Source organism: Vibrio sp. HENC-03, assembly GCF_000305755.2.
GTDB lineage: Bacteria > Pseudomonadota > Gammaproteobacteria > Enterobacterales > Vibrionaceae > Vibrio > Vibrio owensii.
The window spans coordinates 328467-350933 of the sequence record NZ_JH976126.1 but is presented as its reverse complement, the minus strand read 5'-3'; the positions used below and the strand labels follow the sequence as shown (position 1 = coordinate 350933).

Genomic DNA, 22467 nt, shown 5'->3' with positions numbered 1-22467 from the left:
AAGAACAAGTAGATTGAGAGTAAATAATGCAGGAATTGCGATTCGTACTCATTGTTGTTGGCGCATTAGCCATCGCCGCATTGCTATTTCATGGTTTGTGGACAAGCAAAAAAGAAGGCAAAGCGAAATTTGGTAACAAGCCGCTTGGTAAGTTGGACGTTGACCAAGAGGATAAAGACTCCCTAGATCAAGAGCGTGAAATCGCTCCTGCTCCAGAAGACGATTTCGAAATCATCCGCAAAGATCGTAAAGAGCCTGACTTTGGGATGGAAAGTTCTTTCGACAACAAATTTGCCTCTGATCCACTGATCGATGATGTTCTTGATGTTAGAGAAAAAGAACACAAAGAAGAGCGCGAAATCCCTGCTTTTGTCGCAACGAAGAAAACCGAAGACGAACTAGAGCCTGTTTTGCAAGAGCCAGTACAGTCGTCGGTTGTTGAAGAAGAAATTATTGAACCAGTCTTTGAAGCTCCTGAAGTACCAGAAGCGCCAGTTATGCCACAAGTTGAGGCGACACCGGTAATGGCTGAAGAAGTGATTGAAGAGCCAAAACCTGAACCTGAAATGCAAGTGATCGTTTTGAACGTTCATTGCGCTGGCGATGAGCCTTTCATCGGCACTAAGCTGTTCGATAGCATGCAGCAAAATGGATTGATTTACGGTGAGATGAATATCTTCCATCGTCATGTTGATTTGTCAGGCAATGGCAAAGTGCTATTTAGCGTGGCCAACATGATGCACCCAGGTACGTTAGAACACGGTGACCCAGCTGAATTCAGTACTAAAGGTATTTCGTTCTTTATGACGCTACCTTGTTATGGTGAAGCAGACCAAAACTTCAACCTTATGCTGCGTATTGCACAACAAATCGCTGACGATATGGGCGGTAATGTTTTGGATGATCAACGTAACTTGATGACACCAGATCGATTGGCTTCATATCGACGTCAAATAGTTGAGTTTAACGCTGCTAGCGCATAACCTTAACAACAAATAATGATAGGGCTCCGTTAGGAGCCCTTTTTCTTAGATTCCCAACCTCATTGAACAATATACACGGGGCTTTAATATGTCTGAATCAGTACTTCAGCGACTAGAAGAATTAAAAGAGTCGTTGCATTACCACGCTGTTCGTTACTACGTGGAAGATAACCCAGAGATTCCAGACGCAGAATACGACCGTATGATGCGTGAACTATTGGATATTGAAGCCGAGCACCCAGAGTTGGTGACTGTTGACTCTCCAAGCCAACGTGTTGGTGGTCAGCCTCTGTCTGAATTCAGCCAAGTCACTCACGAAGTGCCAATGCTGTCTTTGGACAACGCGTTTGATGATGCTGAACTGGATGGTTTTCACAAACGTGCTCAAGACCGTGTCGTTGGCCATACCATTAAACAATACTGCTGCGAGCCTAAGCTTGATGGCTTAGCTGTGAGCCTGCTGTATGAAAATGGCGTTTTGGTGCAAGCGGCAACGCGTGGTGACGGTACAACGGGTGAGAACATCACTGAAAACGTACGTACTATCAGCGCTATTCCATTAAAGTTACAAGGCAAAGACTGGCCGACACGTCTAGAAGTGCGCGGTGAAGTGTTTATGCCAAAAGCGGGTTTTGACAAACTTAATGAGAATGCACGAAAAAAAGGCGAGAAAGTTTTTGTTAACCCACGTAACGCGGCAGCAGGTAGCCTACGCCAACTAGATTCCCGTATCACTGCATCACGTCCTCTAAGCTTTTATGCATACAGTGTTGGCGTTGTGGAGGGGGCAACTCTTGCTAACAGTCACTACGAACGATTCTTACAAATCAAATCGTGGGGCTTGCCAATGTGTCCAGAAACCAAGCGTGTCGATAGCTTGGAAGAGGTTAAAGCGTACTACCAAGATATTCTTACTCGTCGTGAAGCTTTGGCTTACGAAATTGACGGTGTCGTTATCAAAGTGGACGACATTACGATTCAAGAGCGTTTAGGTTTTGTCGCTCGTGCTCCTCGTTGGGCTATTGCCTACAAATTCCCGGCTCAGGAAGAAATCACTACACTGAATGAAGTTGAGTTCCAAGTTGGTCGTACTGGCGCGATTACTCCAGTAGCCAAACTTGAACCAGTATTTGTTGGTGGTGTAACAGTCTCTAACGCTACGCTTCATAACGCAGACGAGATTGAGCGTTTACAAGTGATGGTCGGTGACCAAGTCGTGATTCGTCGTGCTGGTGACGTGATTCCACAAGTGGTGTCTGTTATCAAAGAGCGTCGCCCTGAAACGGCTCGTGAAATCCTTTTCCCAGATGCTTGTCCGGTATGTGGCTCTCACGTTGAGCGTATCGAAGGTGAAGCGGTAACACGTTGTACTGGTGGCTTAGTATGTCAGGCACAACGTAAAGAAGCGTTAAAGCATTTTGTTTCCCGCAAAGCGTTAGACGTAGACGGCCTGGGTGACAAGGTGATTGAGCAGCTAGTGGATCGTGAGATGGTGGAAACACCAGCTGATCTATTTAAGCTTTCTGCAGGTGTCTTAACCGTACTAGAGCGTATGGGGCCGAAATCGGCAACCAACGTTGTCAATGCGCTTGAGAAATCAAAACTCACTACATTGCCACGCTTTTTGTACTCACTCGGCATTCGTGAAGTAGGGGAAGCAACCGCAGCCAACCTAGCACAACACTTCAAGAATCTGGATGCTATTCAGCAAGCGACAGAAGAGCAATTGATTGAAGTACAAGACATTGGTGTGATCGTGGCAAAACACATTACGACTTTCTTTGGCGAAGAGAAAAACCAAGCTGTTGTTCGTGACTTGCTAGAACAAGGCATCAACTGGCCAGAGATTGCAGCACCACAAGAAGGTGTTGAATTACCATTGGAAGGCAAGACGGTCGTATTAACTGGCACGCTTTCTCAACTAGGTCGCTCAGAAGCGAAAGAAGCATTACAGAATCTAGGCGCGAAAGTAACGGGTAGTGTATCTAAGAAAACAGACATTCTGTTTGCTGGTGAGAACGCGGGTTCTAAGCTTGCAAAAGCGCAAGAGCTCGGTATTGAGATTCAAACTGAGCAAGACTTACTCAACTTGATGAATTAACTTCTATCAAAAAAGCTAAAAAATACCTAAAAGCCCCAATTGCCAGTCAGTTGGGGCTTTTTCTTTGCAATTAAAAAGTCACTCAATAACCTCCGAATTCCGCTGTTTAGTGATTTCAGTGATCATGATCGACCCTTCAACGATTCATCTCCTATAGACCAAAGTCTGCGATCAACTTCAAATTGAGCTTTGTTATTTTTATCTAACTAATTGTATTTAAACTACTTAATTGCTTGTTGTGTCTTTGGTGTTAAAAATAAGATCTGGATCAACAACTTATATGGAACTTTGGCGTTGGTCATATTTTTTTAGAAAAAAAATAAGTTCCATTTGGATGTTTTTAGATGCGAAGTTAGTCTTAGAAGCGTGGATACACGGTGTGTATGCAGGAACTAAAAAGAACCGATTTAGAAATATTGAGGTTCACTCAGGAATTTACTTCTCTCCTTCGGCGGCCAACTTAAGGTGAGATAGAAAAATACAGCTATATCCATTTTTAGGAGTTTTTTCCATGGACAAATTTTTTAAAGTATCTGCCCTTTCTGCGGCAATGATGGGTGCAGTAGTTGCTGCTCCAGCAATGGCTGAAGATCCATTAGGTCCAGAGTACGCTGGCGCAGTTTCAGAGTTTTTCTCTGAGTCGACTATCAGTGGTAACCTTAACTTTTGGATGCGTGCTCGTGACCGTGGCAATGTAGATGCAAATGGTAACGACACTAAAAAGGTAACGAACCTAGACCACGGTTCTATCTTTGCAAACCTAGGCTTCAACTCTGGCTATGTTGGCGGTGTTGCTGGTCTTGATGTTGTTATCTACAGCACATTCGACATGTGGCAAAACGGTGGTGCAGACCACGAAATGAACTTCTGGGGTGTAAACAACCCATACGATAAAGAAGCGAAAGACAGCGCATGTTCAAATGTATGGACTGACTGTACAGACAACGGCGTTTCATTTGCTACTGCGGCAGCGAAGTTCAAACTAGGTGATTCTGCTACTGCGAAACTTGGTTACTTCCAACCATCTGTACCTAGCTCTCTAGGTGTTAACTGGTCATTCGCTCCTGGTACTTACCTAGGTGGTGAAGTTGGCGGAAAAATCGGTGGTTTTGACCTAGGTTTGGTTGTTGCGACTGAATACAAAGCACCGTGGTTCAAAGAAACTTACGAATTCAGAACAACTAAGGGTGAAGACGCAGGTACACTTTACTCTGTAGGTGGTCGTTACACTCTAGACAACGGTATCTCTCTAGATGCAGCATACGGTGGTCTATCTGATGGTGACCGTTGGAACGCTCACTTTAAAGTGAAAGGTACAACAGAAGGTGGTCTATACTGGTCTCCTCAACTATACATCGTTGATGATAGCGAACAGTACGACAGCACTGCATACCAGCTAGCACTTTTGACAAGCTTCTCTTCTGGTCAGTACTCATACCGTGCTGAAGCGACATACACTGGCGCAGATTCTGGTGACCCAGCAAACGTTGGTAACATGTCTTACCGTCTAACTAGCCAATACGGTGGTTCAAACGGTGCTTACGAAATCTGGTGGAACAACCGTTCTGACTTTAACCACGATGAAGAGCTAGCAGTATTTGGTTCTGTGTCTCGTGACTTCTCTGATATCGGTGGTAAAGGCTTTAGTGCTGGTCTAAGTGGTGCATACGGCTTCGGTTCATCTGCTCAAGGTTACGATGACCTTAGCGAGTACGCATACAGCGTTTTTGCAAACTACGCAATCCAAGCTGGCGCACTTAAAGATGCTCACATCAGCTTCTACTACACTAACTACTACAATGATACAAACGCTCCAAACTGGACAGGTTACACTAACTTGTTCCAAGATGAGGAAGATTTCAAGCTAGTACTAGCAATTCCGTTCTCAGTTAAATAAGCGAACTGAATAAACTAAATAGTGTCTAAAAAGCTGAGCATACGCTCAGCTTTTTTTGTCTCAGAGACCAAGGAGCTAACCATGAAGAAAGCACTGATCATTCCATTTGTATTATTCTCCCTTCAAGCTTGCAGCACTGCCCCTAAAACTCCAGCCGAGTATTGGTATGGGCAAGGTGAACGGTTTGGCTCAAATGGCTACCGCTACGACAACGATGTTTTAGCGAACTTAAAAGAGAGTGTTTCTTTTGACGAAGCATCCTACAAGTCGGGCTATGAAGCAGGTAAAGCAGAGTACTGTGATCCTTTCAAAGCGTTTGAAAAAGGTATCCAAGGTACTCGTTATACTGACCAATGTGCAGGTCAGCCTCAAGAAGTAATGATCAAAGCGGAATGGCAAAGAGGGTGGGATGCATTTATCGGTGCTGACTTCTACAAGTTCTAAGTTTTTTCATTTAATGGCCAACGAAGTTTATCCCCATAAAATAGATAAACTTCGTTAAAACCATTGATAATGTTAATTATTTAAATGTACCACCGTACATTGTGCATAATTCTCGTGGTAGGTGTTTTACTGTACCATCACTAAATGTGCAATCTACGCCGGCACCGAATGCATGTCCCGCTGAGTTTTGTGCTAAAGAAATTGGAGATGCAAAAATAAAGCACGCGATAAATAAAGCAGCAATCTTTTTCATGGTGAATCCTCTCACTCATTAAATTTCCAGCTTAGGCTGAATAATTAATTGATCTTTCAATTTAAAGTTAGAATTGTTTTATTTCTTTATCGTACCATTTTGATGTTGGCATAAGACGATTGGCATATAATCGCTAGTCCCGTCTGGTAGATAGCATTGCACGTTAGGCCCTGTAGCACTGTTACCGTTTGAGCCTGAGTAGGCAAACACGCTTGATGAAAACAACACCACAGCGAACAACATCATTGTCTTTTTCATAGTACTTCCTCTTACTTACCTTAAAAAAATATAAGCACTTAATTGACATGCTTATGCGTTAAGTATGTATAGAGACCTAGAAAGATCAAAATTAAATTCAACAGTGTTTTATTTTTTAAAATAAATTTAGATTTCGAAAAAGGATATATATTTTTCTATGTGTCTGAATTATTTAATTTGAATAATTGAGTAAGAGTAGGAAAAGAGAGTATGCTGATAATATTTATATCACTTAATTTTTTCGGTTAATTTAAATAAGTGAATGAAATAAAAGAAGTAGTTTGAATAGATATGAAATAGGGTGCTTTGCACCCTATTATTTTGACACAAGTCAGCGAGAAACCGGTTTAATCTTAAGAATAATACCGTCAACGGCGATAATTTCGACTCGAGTTCCTGCTGGTAAATCGTGTTCTGATTCAGCAGACCAAGTAGTATCTGCCACTCGTAACCGGTTCATCCCCACCGTGAAATCTTCATCTAATGTCACGATACTACCGACTAATTGCTTCTGCTTTTGGTTAAGATCGCGCGCGCTGTCGCTCTTACGATCTTTCGACCATTGCTTTCTCCACCACAGCCACGTTGTCATCAAGCTGAAAGCGGCAAAAGCTAACCATTGCATCTGCCAACTGATGGGCAAGAATGACAAAATGGTTCCGACGATAAGCGCTGATATGCCAAGCCATAAGAAATAGCCAGCAGTGCCGAGTAGCTCGATCGCTAGCAAAGCGAAGCCAAACGCAATCCAATGCCAGAATGTAACGCTTTCCAATAGGCTAAATAAATCCATAAGTAGACCTTAGTCTTTACTTTGTTTGAACATCTCTGCGATACCAGCAACGGAGCCCATGAGTCCAGTTGCTTCAATCGGCAACATGATAATCTTACCATTTTCTGCTTGGCCGATACTCTTCAATGCCTCAGTGTAGCCCTGAGCAATAAAGTAGTTCACTGCTTTGACGTCGCCTTTAGCAATGGCTTCTGACACCATGTAAGTTGCTTTTGCTTCCGCTTGCGCCGCACGTTCGCGGGCTTCTGCATGTAAGATCGCAGACTGCTTTTCACCTTCCGCTTTTAAGATCTCTGATTGTTTTTGACCTTCAGCGCGTAAGATTTCTGCTTGGCGCACACCTTCAGCTTCTAAGATCTCTGCACGTTTATTACGCTCTGCTTTCATCTGAGCATTCATCGCTGCAGTCAGATCTGCGGGTGGCTGAACGTCTTTAATCTCAATACGTGTCACTTTAACACCCCAAGGGTTAGTCGCTTGGTCAACAATAGAGAGAAGCTTGGTGTTGATCATGTCACGTTGGCTGAGCATTTCGTCCAGCTCCATTGAACCAAGAACTGTACGGATGTTAGTCAACGTAAGGTTACGAATAGCATGCTCTAGGTCGTTTACTTCATAGGCTGCTTTGGATGCGTCGATAACTTGAACAAAGCCGACTGCGTCGATAACGACATTCGCATTATCTTTAGAAATGACTTCTTGAGCTGGAATGTCGAGAACTCGCTCCATCATATTGATCTTCTGACCGATTCTATCGACAAACGGAATGATTAAGTTCAAACCTGGTTTAAGAGTGTGGGTGTAGCGCCCAAAGCGTTCAACTGTCCAGTTGTTGCCTTGAGGAACGGTTTTAATCGCAGATGCGAGGAGGATGATGGCTAGAGCAACGAAAATACCGATGGTGATGAATGAGTCAATTGGCATGTGCTATTCCCTTAAGTGCATAGTATTGATTCATTTTTACTCATTTGGGCCTATGAAACAATCGTAGAAATGAGAGGTTTGATAAATTCCAGACAAAATAAAGGCCGGAAATTCCCAGCCTTTATTCACTTTAATTTCAGATTGTTACTCTACGTCGAGCTTTTACTTAGGATATTCAATCCAACTTGAACCATCTAACGAGACGTAGTACTTACCATTTACTTCAATCACCGTTGAGCCAGAGTTCTGCGCGACGACTTGTGTTTCAGGTAGGTTTCCTGCTAACTCATCCGGACTAAAGGATTTCTTCTCATAAATGTTTTGCTCAAGAATATTCGATACCAATTGCGATAGCGCTAAATAGCTTGATGGTGCTTTTACGTGCTTAGTATCGCCTTGGCGTTGGATACCTTCGCCGAAGACTTTAATTCCGACAGGAGTGTGAACGATCGTTGGTGCCGGAATCTCACGCATGCCTGAAATCTGCATTCTATCTCCTCGCATACCGGCGCCATGTTCTGGCACTAAAGCAACAACGATATTGCGTTTAGAGGCTTTAAGCTCTTGGAAGAACGAATAAAGATCATCAAGAAGGTTCTTTAGACGTTTCTTGTAACTCACCATAGACGTTGTCGAATTGGCATTGATGATGCGGTTACCATCATGCAATGAAATGGTGTTATACAACGCAACGACTTTCTCATCCTCGCTTTTGATTCGTTGTTGCCACCAATCATCAAGCACCTGTTTGTCACGGAAGATCGACGAGCCATCAAATGATTTTTGATAAGGCTTGAACCCTTCTTGAGACATCAAGTTCGTTTTGAGATCGCCATCTTTTTTGATCAGTTCTAAGAAGCTATCGAACACACCGTTATGGTTCATCAACAGATTTTCTTTGAAGCCGAGATCTTTCAGGTTATCGAACAAGTAACATTGCTTTGGAGCAGGCTCGAACAATTTACTGTGTTCTTGTTGACCACAGCTCGCTCTCAGCAGTCTAACAACGGCAGGCCCGCTGTAGGATGTCGCCGCGCTGAAGTTGTCAAACATGACATCAAACTCTTTGAACAACGGGTGATCTGCCATACCAGCAATCTCAATATCATCCCAAGCGACGGAACAGATGCTCAAGAACAGCAAATCAAACGGAGCATCTTGTGCACTATCAGGGCTGAACGAGACACGTCGTGACGCTTCTTTCGCAAAGAAATCTGCTGTCATACTGTTGAGCGACTCATCGTTGATTTCTGTGACTTGAGGTTGTGTCGTTTCCGCCACTTCCGTAGTTGCTGGTGGCGCAGGCTGAGTTGTCTCAACGGCGACTGAACCCTGTGGCGTTTTGGGAATGCTGACGTAAATCATCGCGATGACAACGAATACAGAAACGCGTAAAAACTTACTCAGGATGAAATACGCTGCGCACAAAGCAAACAACCCAAGCAATGCTTGCACAGAGATGAAGCGTCCCATGAGTTCGACAAGATAGCTAAACTCAAACTGCATCAACTGACCCGCCTGAGCCCATAATCGCTCTAACGGAGGTAAGAAAGAGTCATAATGCAGTAGCCATGCAGCGATGATCATTGCGATAACATGCCGCAGGACATTCAATGCTCTTACTGGCACAGGTAACAGAATAAAGAGCAAGAGCGCAAAGTTTTCTAGCGGATGGAAATCGATGATCCCTTGGAGGAAGAGGGCAACTTTGGCAATAAAATAAATGTTCCACCAACCCAATCCAATTGTGAACTGAGCGGGCTGTTTAGAGTGTGAAGTCATCACTTAAGCTTCTTGTTTTTGTTTGCAGAAAGATCTTGTTCAAAGTATTGCGCGCGTTTTAAGTATCTATTGTAGAGTCGCTTTATCGCGCTGACTGCATCACGCAGAAAGTAGCCAAGGACTAATCCTACGCAAAGGCTAATGCCTACGGTGAGTATAAAGTCATCAATGTTCATTCCTGCTCCTTAATGTTGATGGCTTTTTTTACTGCGAACAAAGCAGGAACCTCGCTCATAGGCTTTTTCGTTACCGCGAAAATCTGTTTCTCCGTGGTCAAGCTTGATACCTCCTCGGAGATGCTGACTTCATCCTCTAGGATGTATTTTAGTTCAGCTTCGATGTCGTAATGGGTATCGAAGGTGCGCGTTGAGTGAAACAAATCTCGAGGTGGAAACTCGAAAATATTGTTGAGTGCAACATCGATGTCGTTATGACGGATAGCACTGAACAAAACGTACAGTGCTTTGTTACAAGCGGTGACAACATCACCATCTCGTCGAATGTGGCACAAACGAAGGCATTCTTCAGGACTCATTCCCGGCAGCAAATTCAACTTAATCAAAGCAAAGTTGACGCTAGAACGGCTCGAACTGGCGATCACATCCGTACAGTATTGACTGAAGTCTCTGTTATGCAGGTAGCCTTTGCTGCCAAATTTAACGTCGTACTTTAGTAAGGCCTCTAAGCTTTGAGGCAATGCACGTGTCAGCATTTGTCCTTGTATAGCTTCCACCTGAGTCATAAAGCGCATCTGAGGCACTTGCACCGGTGAAATCAGATTTACACCAGCGCGAAGCAAAAACTTTTCATCCGCGTATCGTAAACATTGTTGTGTTTCTCTGATCACGAGCTTGAGTTGTCTGCCTGCTTTCGTGCGCAGTCGGTAGCAATCCAATGCCAACTGTTGCACTTCGCTCTGGCTTGAACAGTTGAATACAATGGTTGAGGCTCTAGGGCTGTCTAACATCTCCAATAGCTGTTGGTTATTTTCTGCTAGGTGCATTCCTCTTGGCACTTTTGTGCTGTCACCCAGGGCTTCTTTTGTTATGTAAAGTCGTTCGCTATCGGCTTTGTCTTCAGTAACGTCGTTCGTTTGCAACTTTTCATATGGTGTCGCGAGCAAGTGGCCGTTCTCATCAAAAGATAGGATGTATTCCTCTTCTGATTTCACCCCATGTTTGCTGGACCAAAAGTCGACAAAGTAACTGTATCGTGTTTCATCTAATGCGCTCATCGTCGCTAGACCAGCAAGGTATTGATTATTCGTCAACAACTTAGGCTTAAGTATCGATGTCGCCAAATGACCATAGATACATATATTGATAATGAGCGATTTTTTATGGGCGAATTCATTTATTGTTCTTAGGAATATGCCTACATCTTTGTCGCTGCAGTGAGATAAAATCGAGTCGGGAATAAACAAAATATAGTTAGAGCTCTTACTAATATTTATTTTGTGAATATCTTTGGCAAGATTAATTGGGTCTAACTTCTTTTTTTGACTTTTATTACTTATGAAGTAGATCTTATCAAGATAACTATCAGATAAGTCATTGAATTTTTGTGATGCTTCGCGGTTTAGACCGGAAAGGAAAGTTTCTTTATTGGTGAAACTTGTAAGTGAAGTGTTGTAATTTTGGCTTGATGCACTAATTAAGAAATCAATTGTCATGTGTTTGTGAGAAAATAAATTGACGTATACAGATCGATTTTCTCGTTCACTGGTAATTGCGGATAGACCGTTTATTAATGACATCAAAATAGCCTTTTAATCAGTTGGTTATGTTCATCTTTCTTTGTCTTTAAGCTGTCGCTGTATGTAAAACGTTACAGAAAAAAGTGCCAATGTGACAATAAAATGACGCAAAGATATTAAACGAAATTGATCAAAAATAAAATTAGATATAGCATTATCTGCCTTGATGTTTATAAGTTTAAAGTTATGCATTTGCAAACTAATATGTTTATAGTTTGACTATAATTTTGGCTTATATGTCGTAAACGGATAATTACAACTCATCTTCATAATCTCAGTTTCTGAAGCCAAACATCATTTAGGAATTTAATAATCATGTGATCAATGACTTAGGTTGTTCACATTTTTTCTCATTCTATAAATATGTGATGCACGGGTTAGGTGCGTCAAATTTTCAGCATCGTATTTGATAAAAATTTAAGCAAGATAGGAGTGTCTTAGCGCTTTATCAGATGCGTGGATAACGTGGAAAGATGTCGTGACAGAGCCAGCAAAAGACATTAATTCGATCTACTCTTCATATGACTTAACTCAGCATCAATATGTTGAGACGACAGAAAATGAGTCGTATCTCAATGTGAAAAGTAAATGGTTGGTTTTTCAATCTCAATCGACCAAAGACAGTGGGACTGGGATCAAAAACAAACAAGCAGGTCTTGAAACGGAAGCGATATGAAGCGCCTTCTTTTTGTTAGCCTGAGGGGCGGGTGTGGAGCAACCACGATAACCGCAAACTTGGCTCAAGCTTTAGTCAAAATTAACAAGCAGGTTCTTGCGATCGACGCAGTGCCTGAGAATCTGTTACGCCTTCATCTTGGTCTTCCTTACGAAGAGCGAGACGGTTGGGCAGCACGTGTGTTGTCTGGCGATGCCTGGGCAGAGGCCGGGTATCAAAGCCCGCAAGGCGCTCTGTTGCTGCCATTTGGCGAATTGGATACCGACCAAAAGGGTCAGTTCGCTCAATCTTATCAATACCTTCAAGCGCTTGGTCGATCAACGTTGCAAGTCACAGATGCAGAGCAATGGCAGTTGTTCCACGGTGATATGTCTTACCTCATGACTCCAGAAATGAACGCGTTTGTTGAGTCGATGGACATGGTGTTTGTGGTTATTAACGCTGACGCAATGAACTACGCAGTGTTACAAACGGTGCTGAGCCACTCGTCTCAAATCAGCAATCTAGTTGAGTCAGGTAAGCTGCGTTACATTCTTAATCAATATCAGCCTGAGACTGAGATTGGTCGAGATTTCATGCTGGTGTTTAAGAAGGAACTGCAAGCGTCGTTAGTGCCTGTTCTCATGCACCGTGATACGGCATTGGCTGAATGCGCCGCCAATTTGACGACCGTACAGCATTACTCTCCGACGAGCCAAGCAGCGAAAGATTACCAGTCTTTGGCATTTTGGTGCGTTTCTACGCTTGCTGCTGCAACTTCTCAGGGCTAATGCATGCGTAGTCTCAACCTTATCTTCCAAAGCTGGATAGTCGATCAATTTCAGTCGCACAAGCAGGCGTATGAGCAAGCTTGGGAGTGCAAAACCAATTGGTTGGGCAACATTGTGCTTTCTGTTTGGTTTTCATTGAGCTTTGTTTTCCTAAAACCTGTGATTTCTGGTGTTCCCTCTTGGAAGCTGCCTCTGGTCTATTTCCCACAAGTTAACTATGCCGCTCCTCGCTTGTTTGACCCGATTCGATTTGTTGTCCAGAGCGTTTGGTTACTGTGTTTTAAGCAAAGTGTGGCGTCTGCTTGGTCTCATCAAGCCAGTGGTGTCGTGATGCATCTTGCTGAGAAAATCCGCAATGCTTTCTACTTGCCGTTTGAGCTGGTGGCTAAAAGTGTTCGTTGGTTAGAACAAACGGCCAACCAAGTTAAAGATCCTGAAGTTCGTGAACGCATGAAAGCCAGCAAGCCTGCGATGGTATTGAACTATGCATTGCTGTTCCTCGTGGTGTTGCTCGCGTTGCTCTGTTTTACCGTGCCATTCGGCTATCAGGCACAGACTGTATTTGTGCTTTTATTGTGGGCACTTGCCATGATGGTGCGACGCATGCCGGGGCGCTTTCCGACCATGTTGCTCATCATTCTTTCGGTGACAGCATCTTGCCGTTATCTCTGGTGGCGTTACTCATCAACCTTAAACTGGGACGATCCTATTGCACTGATCTTAGGGGGTATTTTGCTTTTGGCAGAAACCTATTCTTGGATCGTGTTGATGCTGGGTTACTTCCAGAATATATGGCCGCTTAACCGTAAGCCGGTTTCGATGCCACAAGATCAATCGACTTGGCCAACCATCGACTTGATGATTCCGACTTACAACGAAGATCTCGATGTGGTTAAAGCGACGGTGTACGCCTCAATGGGTGTGGACTGGCCAAAAGACAAATTGAAAATTCACATTCTCGATGATGGTAAACGAGACAGCTTCCGTGACTTCGCAAAGAGTGTCGGGGTTAACTACATTCGCAGGCCAACTAACGAGCATGCCAAAGCCGGTAATATTAACTATGCGTTAAAGCAGACGGATGGTGAGTTTGTGGCGATCTTCGACTGTGACCACATTCCAACTCGAGCATTCTTCCAGCTCACCATGGGCATGTTCCTCAAAGATCCGAAGCTGGCACTGATTCAAACACCGCACCACTTCTTCTCTCCGGATCCGTTTGAACGTAACTTATCGAACTTCCGCAATGTGCCTAACGAAGGCAACTTGTTTTATGGATTGATTCAAGATGGTAACGATTTATGGGACGCGACTTTCTTCTGTGGATCGTGCGCTATTTTGCGTCGTGAACCGCTTGAAGAAGTGGGTGGTATTGCAGTTGAAACCGTAACGGAAGACGCACATACGTCACTGCGCATGCATCGCTTGGGCTATCGCTCTGCTTACCTTAAGCAGCCGATATCAGCGGGTTTAGCGACAGAAACTTTATCGGCACACGTAGGACAGCGTATTCGCTGGGCGAGGGGCATGGCGCAGATCTTCAGGGTTGACAACCCGCTCACCGGTAAGGGGCTGAAGTTGTCGCAGCGGCTTTGTTACGTCAATGCCATGCTGCATTTCTTATCCGGTATACCGCGTATTGTGTTTTTGATTGCACCTCTGGCGTTTTTGTTGCTGCACTCCTACGTCATCTACGCACCAGCATTGGCGATCATCCTGTACGTTTTGCCGCACATGATCCACGCCAGTATGACCAACTCACGCATGCAGGGTGACTATCGTTACTCCTTCTGGGGAGAAGTGTACGAAACCGTACTTGCTTGGTACATCGCAAGACCAACCACCGTCGCTTTGTTTGCGCCTCATAAAGGGACATTCAATGTAACGGCGAAAGGGGGCTTAGTTGAAAAATCGCATTACGACTGGGTGATCTCTCGACCGTATTTGGTGCTCGTGGCACTGAATATTCTTGGTTTTGCCGTGGGTCTGTATCGAATGGGGTGGGGGCCCCAAGATGAGGTTGGTACTGTCATCGTTAACTTAGTATGGACGATGTACAACTTGCTGATCTTAGGTGCAGCGGTCGCGGTTGCGGTAGAAGCGAAACAGGTACGAAAAGATCACCGCGTCGAGGTGGCAATTCCTGTTGCGGTGAGATTGCACTCTGGGCATTTGATTCAAGCTCAGATGAAAGACTTTTCATTGGGGGGCGTCCGCATCGAAATCGATGGCGTTGACGAACAAACGTGCCAGTACTTACTCGGTCAGTCACTCGAAGTGATTCTGAATCGTGGTGGACAAGAATTCGTGTTCCCGATGACGGTTGCCTATGCTCATAAAGGCATGTTCGGTATGCAACTCAATGAATTGTCGCATCAACAACAAATCCAATACGTCCAATGTACATTTGCACGAGCTGATACATGGGCGAAATGGCAACAAGGCTATCAAGCAGATAAGCCACTATCGAGTATGCAAGCCGTTCTACAAGTCGGCTTTAATGGATACAAGCGCTTGCTACAACACTGCCCGAAATTTGTCGTGGTGAGTGTGGATGCACTTTTATTTTGTATCGAATTTATTTGGTCACTTCGACCTCGCTATGTCCCAATCAGGACCACAAGTCATGCTAAATAATAAAAAACTAACAGCGTTGACGACGGCAATCACTCTGATGTGTATGTCGGGCAGTCTCGCGGCACAAGAAGTAAAACAGCAATTGTCGGAACCCCAAGCTCAGCAACAAGACGCGGAAAATGCCACCGTCTTTAAGCGAGTCGTTCCATTTACTCAATTGGGCTACAGCGGCTCAATTGCGATTCAAGGCAGTGAAGCGAACGCTTATGTCGGCTTTGGCTCTCGCCTTGATGAGGTGGTTTCAAAAGCCACGTTGTACTTTGATATTACGCCTTCGCCAGCGTTACTTGCTTTGGTATCGCACGTCAAAGTGTACTTGAACAACGAGTTGATGGGCGTGGCGTCTATCGTTGATGGCCAGCAGGGTAAAAAGCTCAGCCTTTCTATGCCGCTGGATACGCGTTACTTCAGTAACTACAACCAAATTCGTTTTGAGCTGATTGGCAATACTCAAAAAGACTGTGCCAACCCGAATGATTCCAGTATTTGGGCCGAGATCAGCCAAAGCAGCCGCATCGAAATGTTTGTGCAAAAAACGCAACTAGAAAGCGATTTGAGCTTACTGCCAGCGCCTTTCTTTGATGTTCGTGACTTTAGCCAACTTAATTTGCCTGTTGTGATGGGCGATAAATATGACTTAGACGAAGTGAAAGCAGCGGGTGTTTTGAGTTCCTACTTCGGTTCTTTAGCGGCTTGGCGTGGTGCGCAGTTCCCTCTGAGTTTCGACACTTTGCCAGAGCGCAACGCCGTGGTGTTTATCACCAACGACAACAAACCTGAATTCCTAAAAGACTTCCCAGATACGGATGGCCCGCGTGTCCAGGTGATTACCCACCCAACCGACCCATACGTGAAGCTATTGCTGGTGATTGGTCGTGATAGTGCTGACCTAAACACCGCAGTACGTGGCTTGGCATTGGGTAACCAGATTCTTACCGGCCCAATTGCCAAGATCAACGAGGTGAAGCAAATCAAACCTCGCGTACCTTACGATGCGCCAAACTGGGTGAGCACAGATCGCCCGGTTGCGTTGTCTGAATTGGTTGAGCAAAAGAGCATGCTGCAAGTAGAAGGTCGCACACCACCGCCTATCAGCGTGAGCCTACGTTTGCCACCAGATCTGTTTACTTGGCAGAGTCGTGGTATTCCAATGGATCTGAACTACCGTTACTCACCGCCGACGGAAGACCATTCTGGCTCCCGTCTGACGTTGAGCATTAACGACCAGTTCATCGAAGCCTTTAACTTGACCACTGCGGGTCAAGGTGGCGACTCTAACCGCGTTCGTGTGCCATTGTTGGATGACAGCATTCTGAGCAGCGACGACCGTGTACGTATTCCTGCATTCAAAGTTGGCAGCAAAAACCAGATCGATTTTGAATTTGGCTTTGCCTCTGTCACTGATGGCTTGTGTCAGGTGACTCAACCAAGCAAGCAATATGCAGTAGTTGATGGTGACTCGACGATCGACTTTAGCGGCTTCCCGCATTACATCGAAATGCCAAACATGCGAGCGTTTGCAACATCTGGCTTCCCTTACACACGTATGGCGGATCTGTCTGAAACCGCAGTTGTGGTGCCAAAAAATGCACCAAAAGAAGCACTACAAACCTTCTTGAATGTCATGGGCTCTTTGGGCGGTGATTCTGGTTACCCAGGTATCCAAGTATTGTTGACCGATAAGTGGGATGCACAAGCGCTAAAAGACAAAGATATCTTGAGCATTGGTGTGGTGCGTTCATTAGAAGAAGCGGCGAACGATCCAGACCAAGTGAATCTGGTGGTTGAAGCAGGCGAGCGCCAAATTCGTCTACCGAGCAAGAATGAACAGCAGCTTGGTATGAACTGGATGAACCCAAGCGATGCTAACCAAGTGCCAGCTGATTATGTTTCAGTGGAAGCAGGCGGCTCCTTTGCTGCGATTTATGGTATGGAATCACCTTACACAAATAATCGCAGTTTAGTGTCTATCATGGCTGCTCATCCTGCTGATTTTGCTACGGTTGATGAAGCACTTGCGGATTCGGGCAAAGTGGAGCATATGTTTGGCTCTGTAGTGACGCTAAGAAACGATGAAGTCGCGAGCTATAACGTTGGTTCTCATTACTTTGTGGGTGAGCTGCCAGTGTGGCAATTAGTGTGGTTCCACTTCTCAAATCATCCAATCATCGTGGCATGCTTCGCTGCGTTATTGATGGTGATCGTGACTATTGTGCTTTGGCGTGTTCTGCGTCAGGTTGCTGCAAAACGTCTAGAGAAAACTGAGGAGAAAGAGGAATGAAAAAGCTGATTGCACTTATCATGCTACTGACTTCTACTCAGCTGTGGGCAAACACGTGTGACTGGCCACAATGGGACACATTCAAGTCGGTTTATATCGAACAAGGTCGAGTCGTGGATGGCAGCGATGAGCGCATGATCACTACATCGGAAGGCCAGTCCTATGCGTTGTTCTTTGCTTTGGTTGCCAATGATCAAAAAGCCTTCGCCGAAGTATTAAACTGGACTCAAGTGCATTTAGCTGGTGGCGACCTTACGGCAAGATTGCCAGCATGGTTATGGGGCAGAAAAGCGAACGGCAGTTTTGGTGTGTTAGATACCAATGCAGCATCGGATTCCGACCTTTGGATTGCTTACGCTTTAGTGGAAGCGGGTCGACTGTGGGATAACTATTACTACCAATCGCTTGGTCATCTGCTTGCTAGTCGTATTCTACGAGAAGAGACTGTAACCATTGACGGTGTGGGCACCGTGTTACTGCCTGCACCAACAGGATTTGAGTTTGGTGATCGCTACCGTGTGAACCCGAGCTATGTGCCGTTACAGCTGATTGCGCGAATGGAAGCTCTGTATCCGCAGTATTCATGGGATGGTATGTATAAAGCAAGTGCGAGAATGCTGACGCGAACCATGCCAAAAGGTTTCAGCCCTGATTGGGCGACGCTCAGCCAAGGCCAGTACAGTGCAGATTCGGTGACTGGGCCAATTGGCAGCTACAACGCCATTCGTACCTACTTATGGGCGGGTATGCTTGATGACCAAGTCACAGAAAAAGCTCAGCTGATTCAGCAAATGCAGCCCTTTGTCGCAGCGACTAAAGCGCTCGGCGCACCACCACGAGAAGTGAATACAGAAACGGGTGAATACACTCAAGTTGGCAGTGCAGGATTTTCTGCCGCTGCTTTGCCTTTGTTGGCGGCGTCTGGTGAGTCTGAGCTGCTCAAAGCACAAGCAAGCCGAGCGCAGCAAGAGCTTATCTCGGACAGAAACGACCACTACTACGACAATGTTTTGAGTTTGTTTGGCCTAGGATGGCATCAGGCGCGCTACCGCTTTGGCAAACAAGGTGAACTGTTGCCTGCATGGAGCGAGCAATGCCAATAGCAAGACGTGCTTCATGGTTGATCTCGCTGGCCATGATGGCGAGCGGGATTGCTCCTGTCTATGCACAAAGTTTTAGCTCAAAACCGCTTAGCAAAGCGCAGTTAGCCGCAGTATACCAACCAGTTGAAACGGTTCAGTTCTCGACGTCTCTTGCTCGGGTAAACTCGGTGGAGTGGCTGGTTGAACAACTGAAACTGGCGGATGCAATAGGACGCGACGACATTGTTGAAAGTACGTTAGAGCGTTTGTTTGCGATTGAGGAAGGCAACCCGATTGGCTTGTATTACCAAGCCAATATGTACTTAAAGCGTAAACAACCTGAGCTGGCGAAGCAGACGTTTCAGCGTTTAACTAAACAATCGCCAAATTCTCCACAAGCCAAAGACTTGGCTGCCATCATGTCTCTTCAAGGAGATAAGAAAGGCGATTACCAACGAGCTAAGCTGCTTGCGAAATCTGGTCGTTACGAAGAAGCCATCCAAGCGTATAAAGTTATTTTCCCAAACGGCATGCCTTCTGCCGCATTGCAGTTAGAGTTTCTTCAGCTGCAAAGCAATCTTGATGGAAGTTGGCAGGCGGTAAAGCAAGGTTTAGAGCGCTTAAATGCAGATTACCCGGGGGTGCCTCAGTTTCAACTCGCATTGGCAAATCATATCCGCAAAGAGAATCCAGCTGACCCATGGATTTTGGATACTTACAAAAAGCTCGCTTTAGCGCCAGTCATTGGCAGCAGTGCGGCGACATCTTGGTTGCGTGCTCTCGATCAACTGCCTATCTCAGAACAAGTGGTTCAACAATACGCGATTTTAGCGAGTTACTATCCATCAGATCTTGAGATACAACGAGCTAACCAAGGCGCGAAGAAGCGCTGGGCAACCGAGCAAAATCTGCGTAAAGACCCAACCTATCTTGCTAAATTGAAAGGTCTCAAACTGCTGGATGAAGACAAAACCTTGCAAGCTGAGAAGCAGTTGCGTTATGCGATGACGACGCGTCCGAACGACCCAGAAATATTGGGTGGTATGGGCAAGGTCTATCTGCGTAAAGGTCAGCAACAAAAGGCGCTTGAGTATTTTGAACGTGCACAGCAGCTAGATAAAGACCCAGATAGTGCTTCTAAATGGGCCACTTTGATTGAAACCTCGCAATATTGGGCTTATTTGGATCAAGGTGATGCACTGGCTGAGAAAGGGCAGTTTAAACAAGCTGAAAGCCTTTACCGTAAAGCCATTCAGTCTGATAAAACACAGCCTTATGCCTTTACCTCTTTAGGGGCGCTTTACTTAGCACAAAAGAATTATGCCGCAGCAGATAAAGCTTATATCCAAGCACTACAACTTGAAGCGCTGAACGGATCTGCCTTACGTGGACGACTCGATGTTCGTATTGAGCAGCAGGATTGGGCGGGTGCGGCTTCACTTGCACAGCGTTTTTCTCCAGCACAAAAACAGGTGGTGTCTGAGAAAATCAATGGCATTCAATCTGAGATCATTCTGGCGAGATTGCGCATTGCGATAGCGAAAGATGACCAAGCAGGTATGCAATCTGCAGTGGAAGAATTGATTGAGCTAAAACCAACATCGCCGTGGTTGAGACTGGATATTGCTGATGTTGTTCGCTCTATGGGGGATAAACGTCGTGCCGACAAACTGATGTCTGAATGGGCGACGAACAGCACTGATCCGGAAATGAAGTTCTCTTATGCCTTGTATCTTGCTCAAGATTTTAAAGTAGATGCGGCGATTTCTGAGTTAGAGAGTGTGCCGAAGCGCGACGTTACCCCTGCCATGGAGCGTAACCTCACACGCTTAAAGCTCAATGCTGATTTACAAGATTTACCCGCGCGTTATCAGGCCTCACCGAAGGCTGTCACTACCATGTTGACGTCGCTTGAGTCTCAATATGCTGGGCAAGTTCAACCTCTAGCAAGGCTTGTGAGTGCGTGGGTAGAGATTGAAAAGGTTGATGAAGCGCAGCGCATTTATCAAAGCATCCGCCCCTCAAGCAAATGGACTACCGACGAAAAACTCGCTTACGGCAGTATGATGGTGAGCTTGAATCAGTTTGATGATTTCGACCAATGGTACGAAGGCTTGGCGTTGAGTAAAGACCAGCAAGCAGTCAGTGCCTCTGAAGCGCTGCAATTTGATGAACTCAAAACACGTCGTACTTTAGCGCAAGCGGATTTGTTACTTGCGAATCAACAACCAGAGCAAGCATTGGCTTTGTATGAACGTATCTCATCAAAACCTGAACCATTCAAGACGCAAGCTCAGGTGGGGTTGTTGCAAGCCAGCGCCCAGAGTGGAGATGAGGCAACCTATCACGACTTGCATCTGATCTTGAATAAGAAGCGTGACACGCTAAATGCTGCTCAGTTGATGACGGTTGCTTCGGTATTCAATCAACTTGGTTACCGCAATGATGCGAACACCCTGAACCGCTTGCTCGATGATACACAGGACGCCGACGCTCTAGCGTATCGAAACAGCATGTCTATTGCGATGGACAATCAGCAATGGACGTTAGCGGAAGAGCGCGGACGTCAGGCACTGAACAGTGATCGAATTGAAAAAAGTGCAAAACCAGATGAAGCAAGTCTAGAGACGCTTACTTTGCGTGAGTTGTATGATACAGCAGATGACTACTGGCTAACGCGCAATGTTAAGTCGGACATCGATACGCTCCATGACCGCAGTGATGGTCATGTAATTATTGGTTGGGATTACAGTGCCCGTGATGGACGTAACTCATCTAACCAAGTGCCAATCGAAGCACGTATTCCGATTGAATCACTCGACGGGCATCTGCTGCTGAGAGCGGATTACGTGTCTATCGATTCCGGCGAGCTAGATTACTACGAGAAGGATCCTAAAAACTTCCCAACTACAACAACGGTTCAAAATGATGCATCGGGTATGTCGCTTGGTGTAGGTTGGCAAGCCAAAGATTGGCAAGTGGATATCGGCACTACACCGATTGGTTTTGACCATACTACTTGGGTAGGCGGGGTCAGTGTGGATGGTGATCTCGGGGACTTCGGATGGACAGCAGAAGCGTCTCGCCGTCCTGAAACCAGCAGCACACTTTCTTATGCTGGAATGACAGTACCGAGTGGAACCAGTGATCCTCAAGGCAAAAAATGGGGTGGTGTAGTTCGAACAGGTGTTAAGCTCAATTCGAGCTGGGATATAGGTGGCCCTTACGGTTTTTGGAGCAGCCTGCAATACCATGCACTGACGGGTGAAAACGTTGAAGACAATACTCGCCTCGGTGTGCTTGGTGGGGCTTACTACAAACTGATCGCAACGGATGATCAGCGCCTGAGCATTGGCACTAACTTGATGTACCTCGACTATGACAAGAACTTGGGCGAATACACACTTGGCCATGGTGGCTACTACAGCCCGCAAAGTTATTTCTCGGTGTCATTGCCAGTCAACTATTACGGTCGCTACGACAGCACATGGTCGTATCAATTGAGTGCTTCCATTTCTAACTCATGGACAGAAGAAGATGCGCCTTATTTATCTTCTAGTGATAGTTCTGAGCGCGGTGGCGGTTTTGGTGCTTCGCTGCAAGCAGCCGTTGAGAAACGAGTGAGTAAACGTTGGTATATCGGTGCGCTGGTGGATCTACAGCGTTCAGAGTTTTATACGCCAAACCATTTTATGCTGTACGGAAAATACACCTTCAATGACCGCTGGCAGCCGATTGAATACCCACCTGCGGTACCTACGCTGTACAGTGATTTTTAGTACCAGCCTCTCTCGTGATGAGTATTTTAGGAATGGTAGAAACAACAAAGG

General features: G+C 45.4%; 17 protein-coding genes. 10 read left to right on the top strand and 7 right to left on the bottom strand.

Features of this window, described 5'->3' with window-relative positions; all coding sequences use genetic code 11:
- The first annotated feature begins 26 nt into the window (after nucleotides 1-26).
- From zipA to VCHENC03_RS05945, 4 genes are all read left to right on the top strand, one after another.
- Nucleotides 27-983, top strand: a complete 957-nt coding sequence (gene zipA, locus VCHENC03_RS05930) for a cell division protein ZipA (RefSeq protein WP_009707251.1) — start codon at nucleotides 27-29, stop codon at nucleotides 981-983.
- Nucleotides 984-1071: 88 nt separating this feature from the next.
- A complete protein-coding gene (gene ligA / locus VCHENC03_RS05935; RefSeq protein ID WP_009707250.1) occupies nucleotides 1072-3084 on the top strand; it encodes an NAD-dependent DNA ligase LigA in 2013 nt (670 codons plus the stop codon).
- A 511-nt stretch (nucleotides 3085-3595) separates the two neighbouring features.
- Nucleotides 3596-4981, top strand: a complete 1386-nt coding sequence (locus tag VCHENC03_RS05940) for a hypothetical protein (RefSeq protein WP_009707249.1) — start codon at nucleotides 3596-3598, stop codon at nucleotides 4979-4981.
- A gap of 81 nt (nucleotides 4982-5062) precedes the next feature.
- Nucleotides 5063-5425, top strand: coding sequence for a DUF2799 domain-containing protein (locus tag VCHENC03_RS05945; RefSeq protein WP_009707248.1), 363 nt, complete (start codon nucleotides 5063-5065; stop codon nucleotides 5423-5425).
- Between the two features lie 76 nt (nucleotides 5426-5501).
- On the opposite strand, the gene VCHENC03_RS27850 is transcribed toward VCHENC03_RS05945, so the two are convergent.
- The 7 genes from VCHENC03_RS27850 to bcsE all read right to left on the bottom strand — a co-directional run bounded on the left by VCHENC03_RS27850 (nucleotide 5502) and on the right by bcsE (nucleotide 11191).
- Nucleotides 5502-5678, bottom strand: coding sequence for a hypothetical protein (locus VCHENC03_RS27850; RefSeq protein ID WP_020197694.1), 177 nt, complete (start codon nucleotides 5676-5678; stop codon nucleotides 5502-5504).
- A gap of 78 nt (nucleotides 5679-5756) precedes the next feature.
- A complete protein-coding gene (locus VCHENC03_RS27025) occupies nucleotides 5757-5936 on the bottom strand; it encodes a hypothetical protein (RefSeq protein WP_009707247.1) in 180 nt (59 codons plus the stop codon).
- Nucleotides 5937-6267: 331 nt separating this feature from the next.
- Nucleotides 6268-6729, bottom strand: a complete 462-nt coding sequence (locus tag VCHENC03_RS05950; protein ID WP_009707246.1) for an NfeD family protein — start codon at nucleotides 6727-6729, stop codon at nucleotides 6268-6270.
- Between the two features lie 9 nt (nucleotides 6730-6738).
- Nucleotides 6739-7653, bottom strand: coding sequence for an SPFH domain-containing protein (locus VCHENC03_RS05955; protein ID WP_009707245.1), 915 nt, complete (start codon nucleotides 7651-7653; stop codon nucleotides 6739-6741).
- Nucleotides 7654-7815: 162 nt separating this feature from the next.
- Entirely contained in the window at nucleotides 7816-9435 is a 1620-nt protein-coding gene (bcsG, locus tag VCHENC03_RS05960) for a cellulose biosynthesis protein BcsG (protein ID WP_009707244.1), read from the bottom strand.
- Entirely contained in the window at nucleotides 9435-9611 is a 177-nt protein-coding gene (locus VCHENC03_RS28045) for a hypothetical protein (protein ID WP_009707243.1), read from the bottom strand. The genes bcsG and VCHENC03_RS28045 overlap by 1 nt, the downstream gene beginning before the upstream one ends.
- Nucleotides 9608-11191 (bottom strand): cellulose biosynthesis protein BcsE, encoded by a 1584-nt coding sequence (gene bcsE / locus VCHENC03_RS05965; RefSeq protein ID WP_009707242.1) that lies wholly within the window; start codon nucleotides 11189-11191, stop codon nucleotides 9608-9610. The genes VCHENC03_RS28045 and bcsE overlap by 4 nt, the downstream gene beginning before the upstream one ends.
- 478 nt (nucleotides 11192-11669) lie before the next feature.
- Here bcsE and VCHENC03_RS05970 point away from each other — a divergent pair, with 478 nt between their 5' ends.
- Genes VCHENC03_RS05970 through VCHENC03_RS05995 form a run of 6 tightly spaced genes read left to right on the top strand, consistent with a single transcriptional unit; the run spans nucleotide 11670 to nucleotide 22416 of the window.
- Entirely contained in the window at nucleotides 11670-11867 is a 198-nt protein-coding gene (locus VCHENC03_RS05970; protein ID WP_009707241.1) for a hypothetical protein, read from the top strand.
- Nucleotides 11864-12637, top strand: coding sequence for a cellulose biosynthesis protein BcsQ (bcsQ, locus tag VCHENC03_RS05975; RefSeq protein WP_083481864.1), 774 nt, complete (start codon nucleotides 11864-11866; stop codon nucleotides 12635-12637). Before VCHENC03_RS05970 ends, bcsQ begins: the two co-directional genes overlap by 4 nt.
- 3 nt (nucleotides 12638-12640) lie before the next feature.
- On the top strand, nucleotides 12641-15274 hold the full coding sequence (gene bcsA / locus VCHENC03_RS05980) for a UDP-forming cellulose synthase catalytic subunit (RefSeq protein ID WP_009707239.1): 2634 nt from the start codon (nucleotides 12641-12643) through the stop codon (nucleotides 15272-15274).
- Nucleotides 15264-17555, top strand: a complete 2292-nt coding sequence (gene bcsB / locus VCHENC03_RS05985) for a cellulose biosynthesis cyclic di-GMP-binding regulatory protein BcsB (RefSeq protein ID WP_009707238.1) — start codon at nucleotides 15264-15266, stop codon at nucleotides 17553-17555. Before bcsA ends, bcsB begins: the two co-directional genes overlap by 11 nt.
- Nucleotides 17552-18658 carry a cellulose synthase complex periplasmic endoglucanase BcsZ gene (bcsZ, locus tag VCHENC03_RS05990; protein ID WP_009707237.1) on the top strand — a complete coding sequence of 369 codons (1107 nt, stop codon included), beginning with the start codon at nucleotides 17552-17554 and terminating at the stop codon, nucleotides 18656-18658. Before bcsB ends, bcsZ begins: the two co-directional genes overlap by 4 nt.
- A complete protein-coding gene (locus VCHENC03_RS05995; RefSeq protein WP_032802958.1) occupies nucleotides 18649-22416 on the top strand; it encodes a cellulose synthase subunit BcsC-related outer membrane protein in 3768 nt (1255 codons plus the stop codon). Before bcsZ ends, VCHENC03_RS05995 begins: the two co-directional genes overlap by 10 nt.
- Nucleotides 22417-22467: the final 51 nt, after the last annotated feature.

Coding starts and splice junctions, on each gene's coding strand:
- zipA (WP_009707251.1), top strand. CDS start 27: ATGCAGGAATTGCGATTCGTACTCATTGTTGTTGGCGCATTAGCCATC.
- ligA (WP_009707250.1), top strand. CDS start 1,072: ATGTCTGAATCAGTACTTCAGCGACTAGAAGAATTAAAAGAGTCGTTG.
- VCHENC03_RS05940 (WP_009707249.1), top strand. CDS start 3,596: ATGGACAAATTTTTTAAAGTATCTGCCCTTTCTGCGGCAATGATGGGT.
- VCHENC03_RS05945 (WP_009707248.1), top strand. CDS start 5,063: ATGAAGAAAGCACTGATCATTCCATTTGTATTATTCTCCCTTCAAGCT.
- VCHENC03_RS27850 (WP_020197694.1), bottom strand. CDS start 5,678: ATGAAAAAGATTGCTGCTTTATTTATCGCGTGCTTTATTTTTGCATCT.
- VCHENC03_RS27025 (WP_009707247.1), bottom strand. CDS start 5,936: ATGAAAAAGACAATGATGTTGTTCGCTGTGGTGTTGTTTTCATCAAGC.
- VCHENC03_RS05950 (WP_009707246.1), bottom strand. CDS start 6,729: ATGGATTTATTTAGCCTATTGGAAAGCGTTACATTCTGGCATTGGATT.
- VCHENC03_RS05955 (WP_009707245.1), bottom strand. CDS start 7,653: ATGCCAATTGACTCATTCATCACCATCGGTATTTTCGTTGCTCTAGCC.
- bcsG (WP_009707244.1), bottom strand. CDS start 9,435: ATGACTTCACACTCTAAACAGCCCGCTCAGTTCACAATTGGATTGGGT.
- VCHENC03_RS28045 (WP_009707243.1), bottom strand. CDS start 9,611: ATGAACATTGATGACTTTATACTCACCGTAGGCATTAGCCTTTGCGTA.
- bcsE (WP_009707242.1), bottom strand. CDS start 11,191: ATGTCATTAATAAACGGTCTATCCGCAATTACCAGTGAACGAGAAAAT.
- bcsQ (WP_083481864.1), top strand. CDS start 11,864: ATGAAGCGCCTTCTTTTTGTTAGCCTGAGGGGCGGGTGTGGAGCAACC.
- bcsA (WP_009707239.1), top strand. CDS start 12,641: ATGCGTAGTCTCAACCTTATCTTCCAAAGCTGGATAGTCGATCAATTT.
- bcsB (WP_009707238.1), top strand. CDS start 15,264: ATGCTAAATAATAAAAAACTAACAGCGTTGACGACGGCAATCACTCTG.
- bcsZ (WP_009707237.1), top strand. CDS start 17,552: ATGAAAAAGCTGATTGCACTTATCATGCTACTGACTTCTACTCAGCTG.
- VCHENC03_RS05995 (WP_032802958.1), top strand. CDS start 18,649: ATGCCAATAGCAAGACGTGCTTCATGGTTGATCTCGCTGGCCATGATG.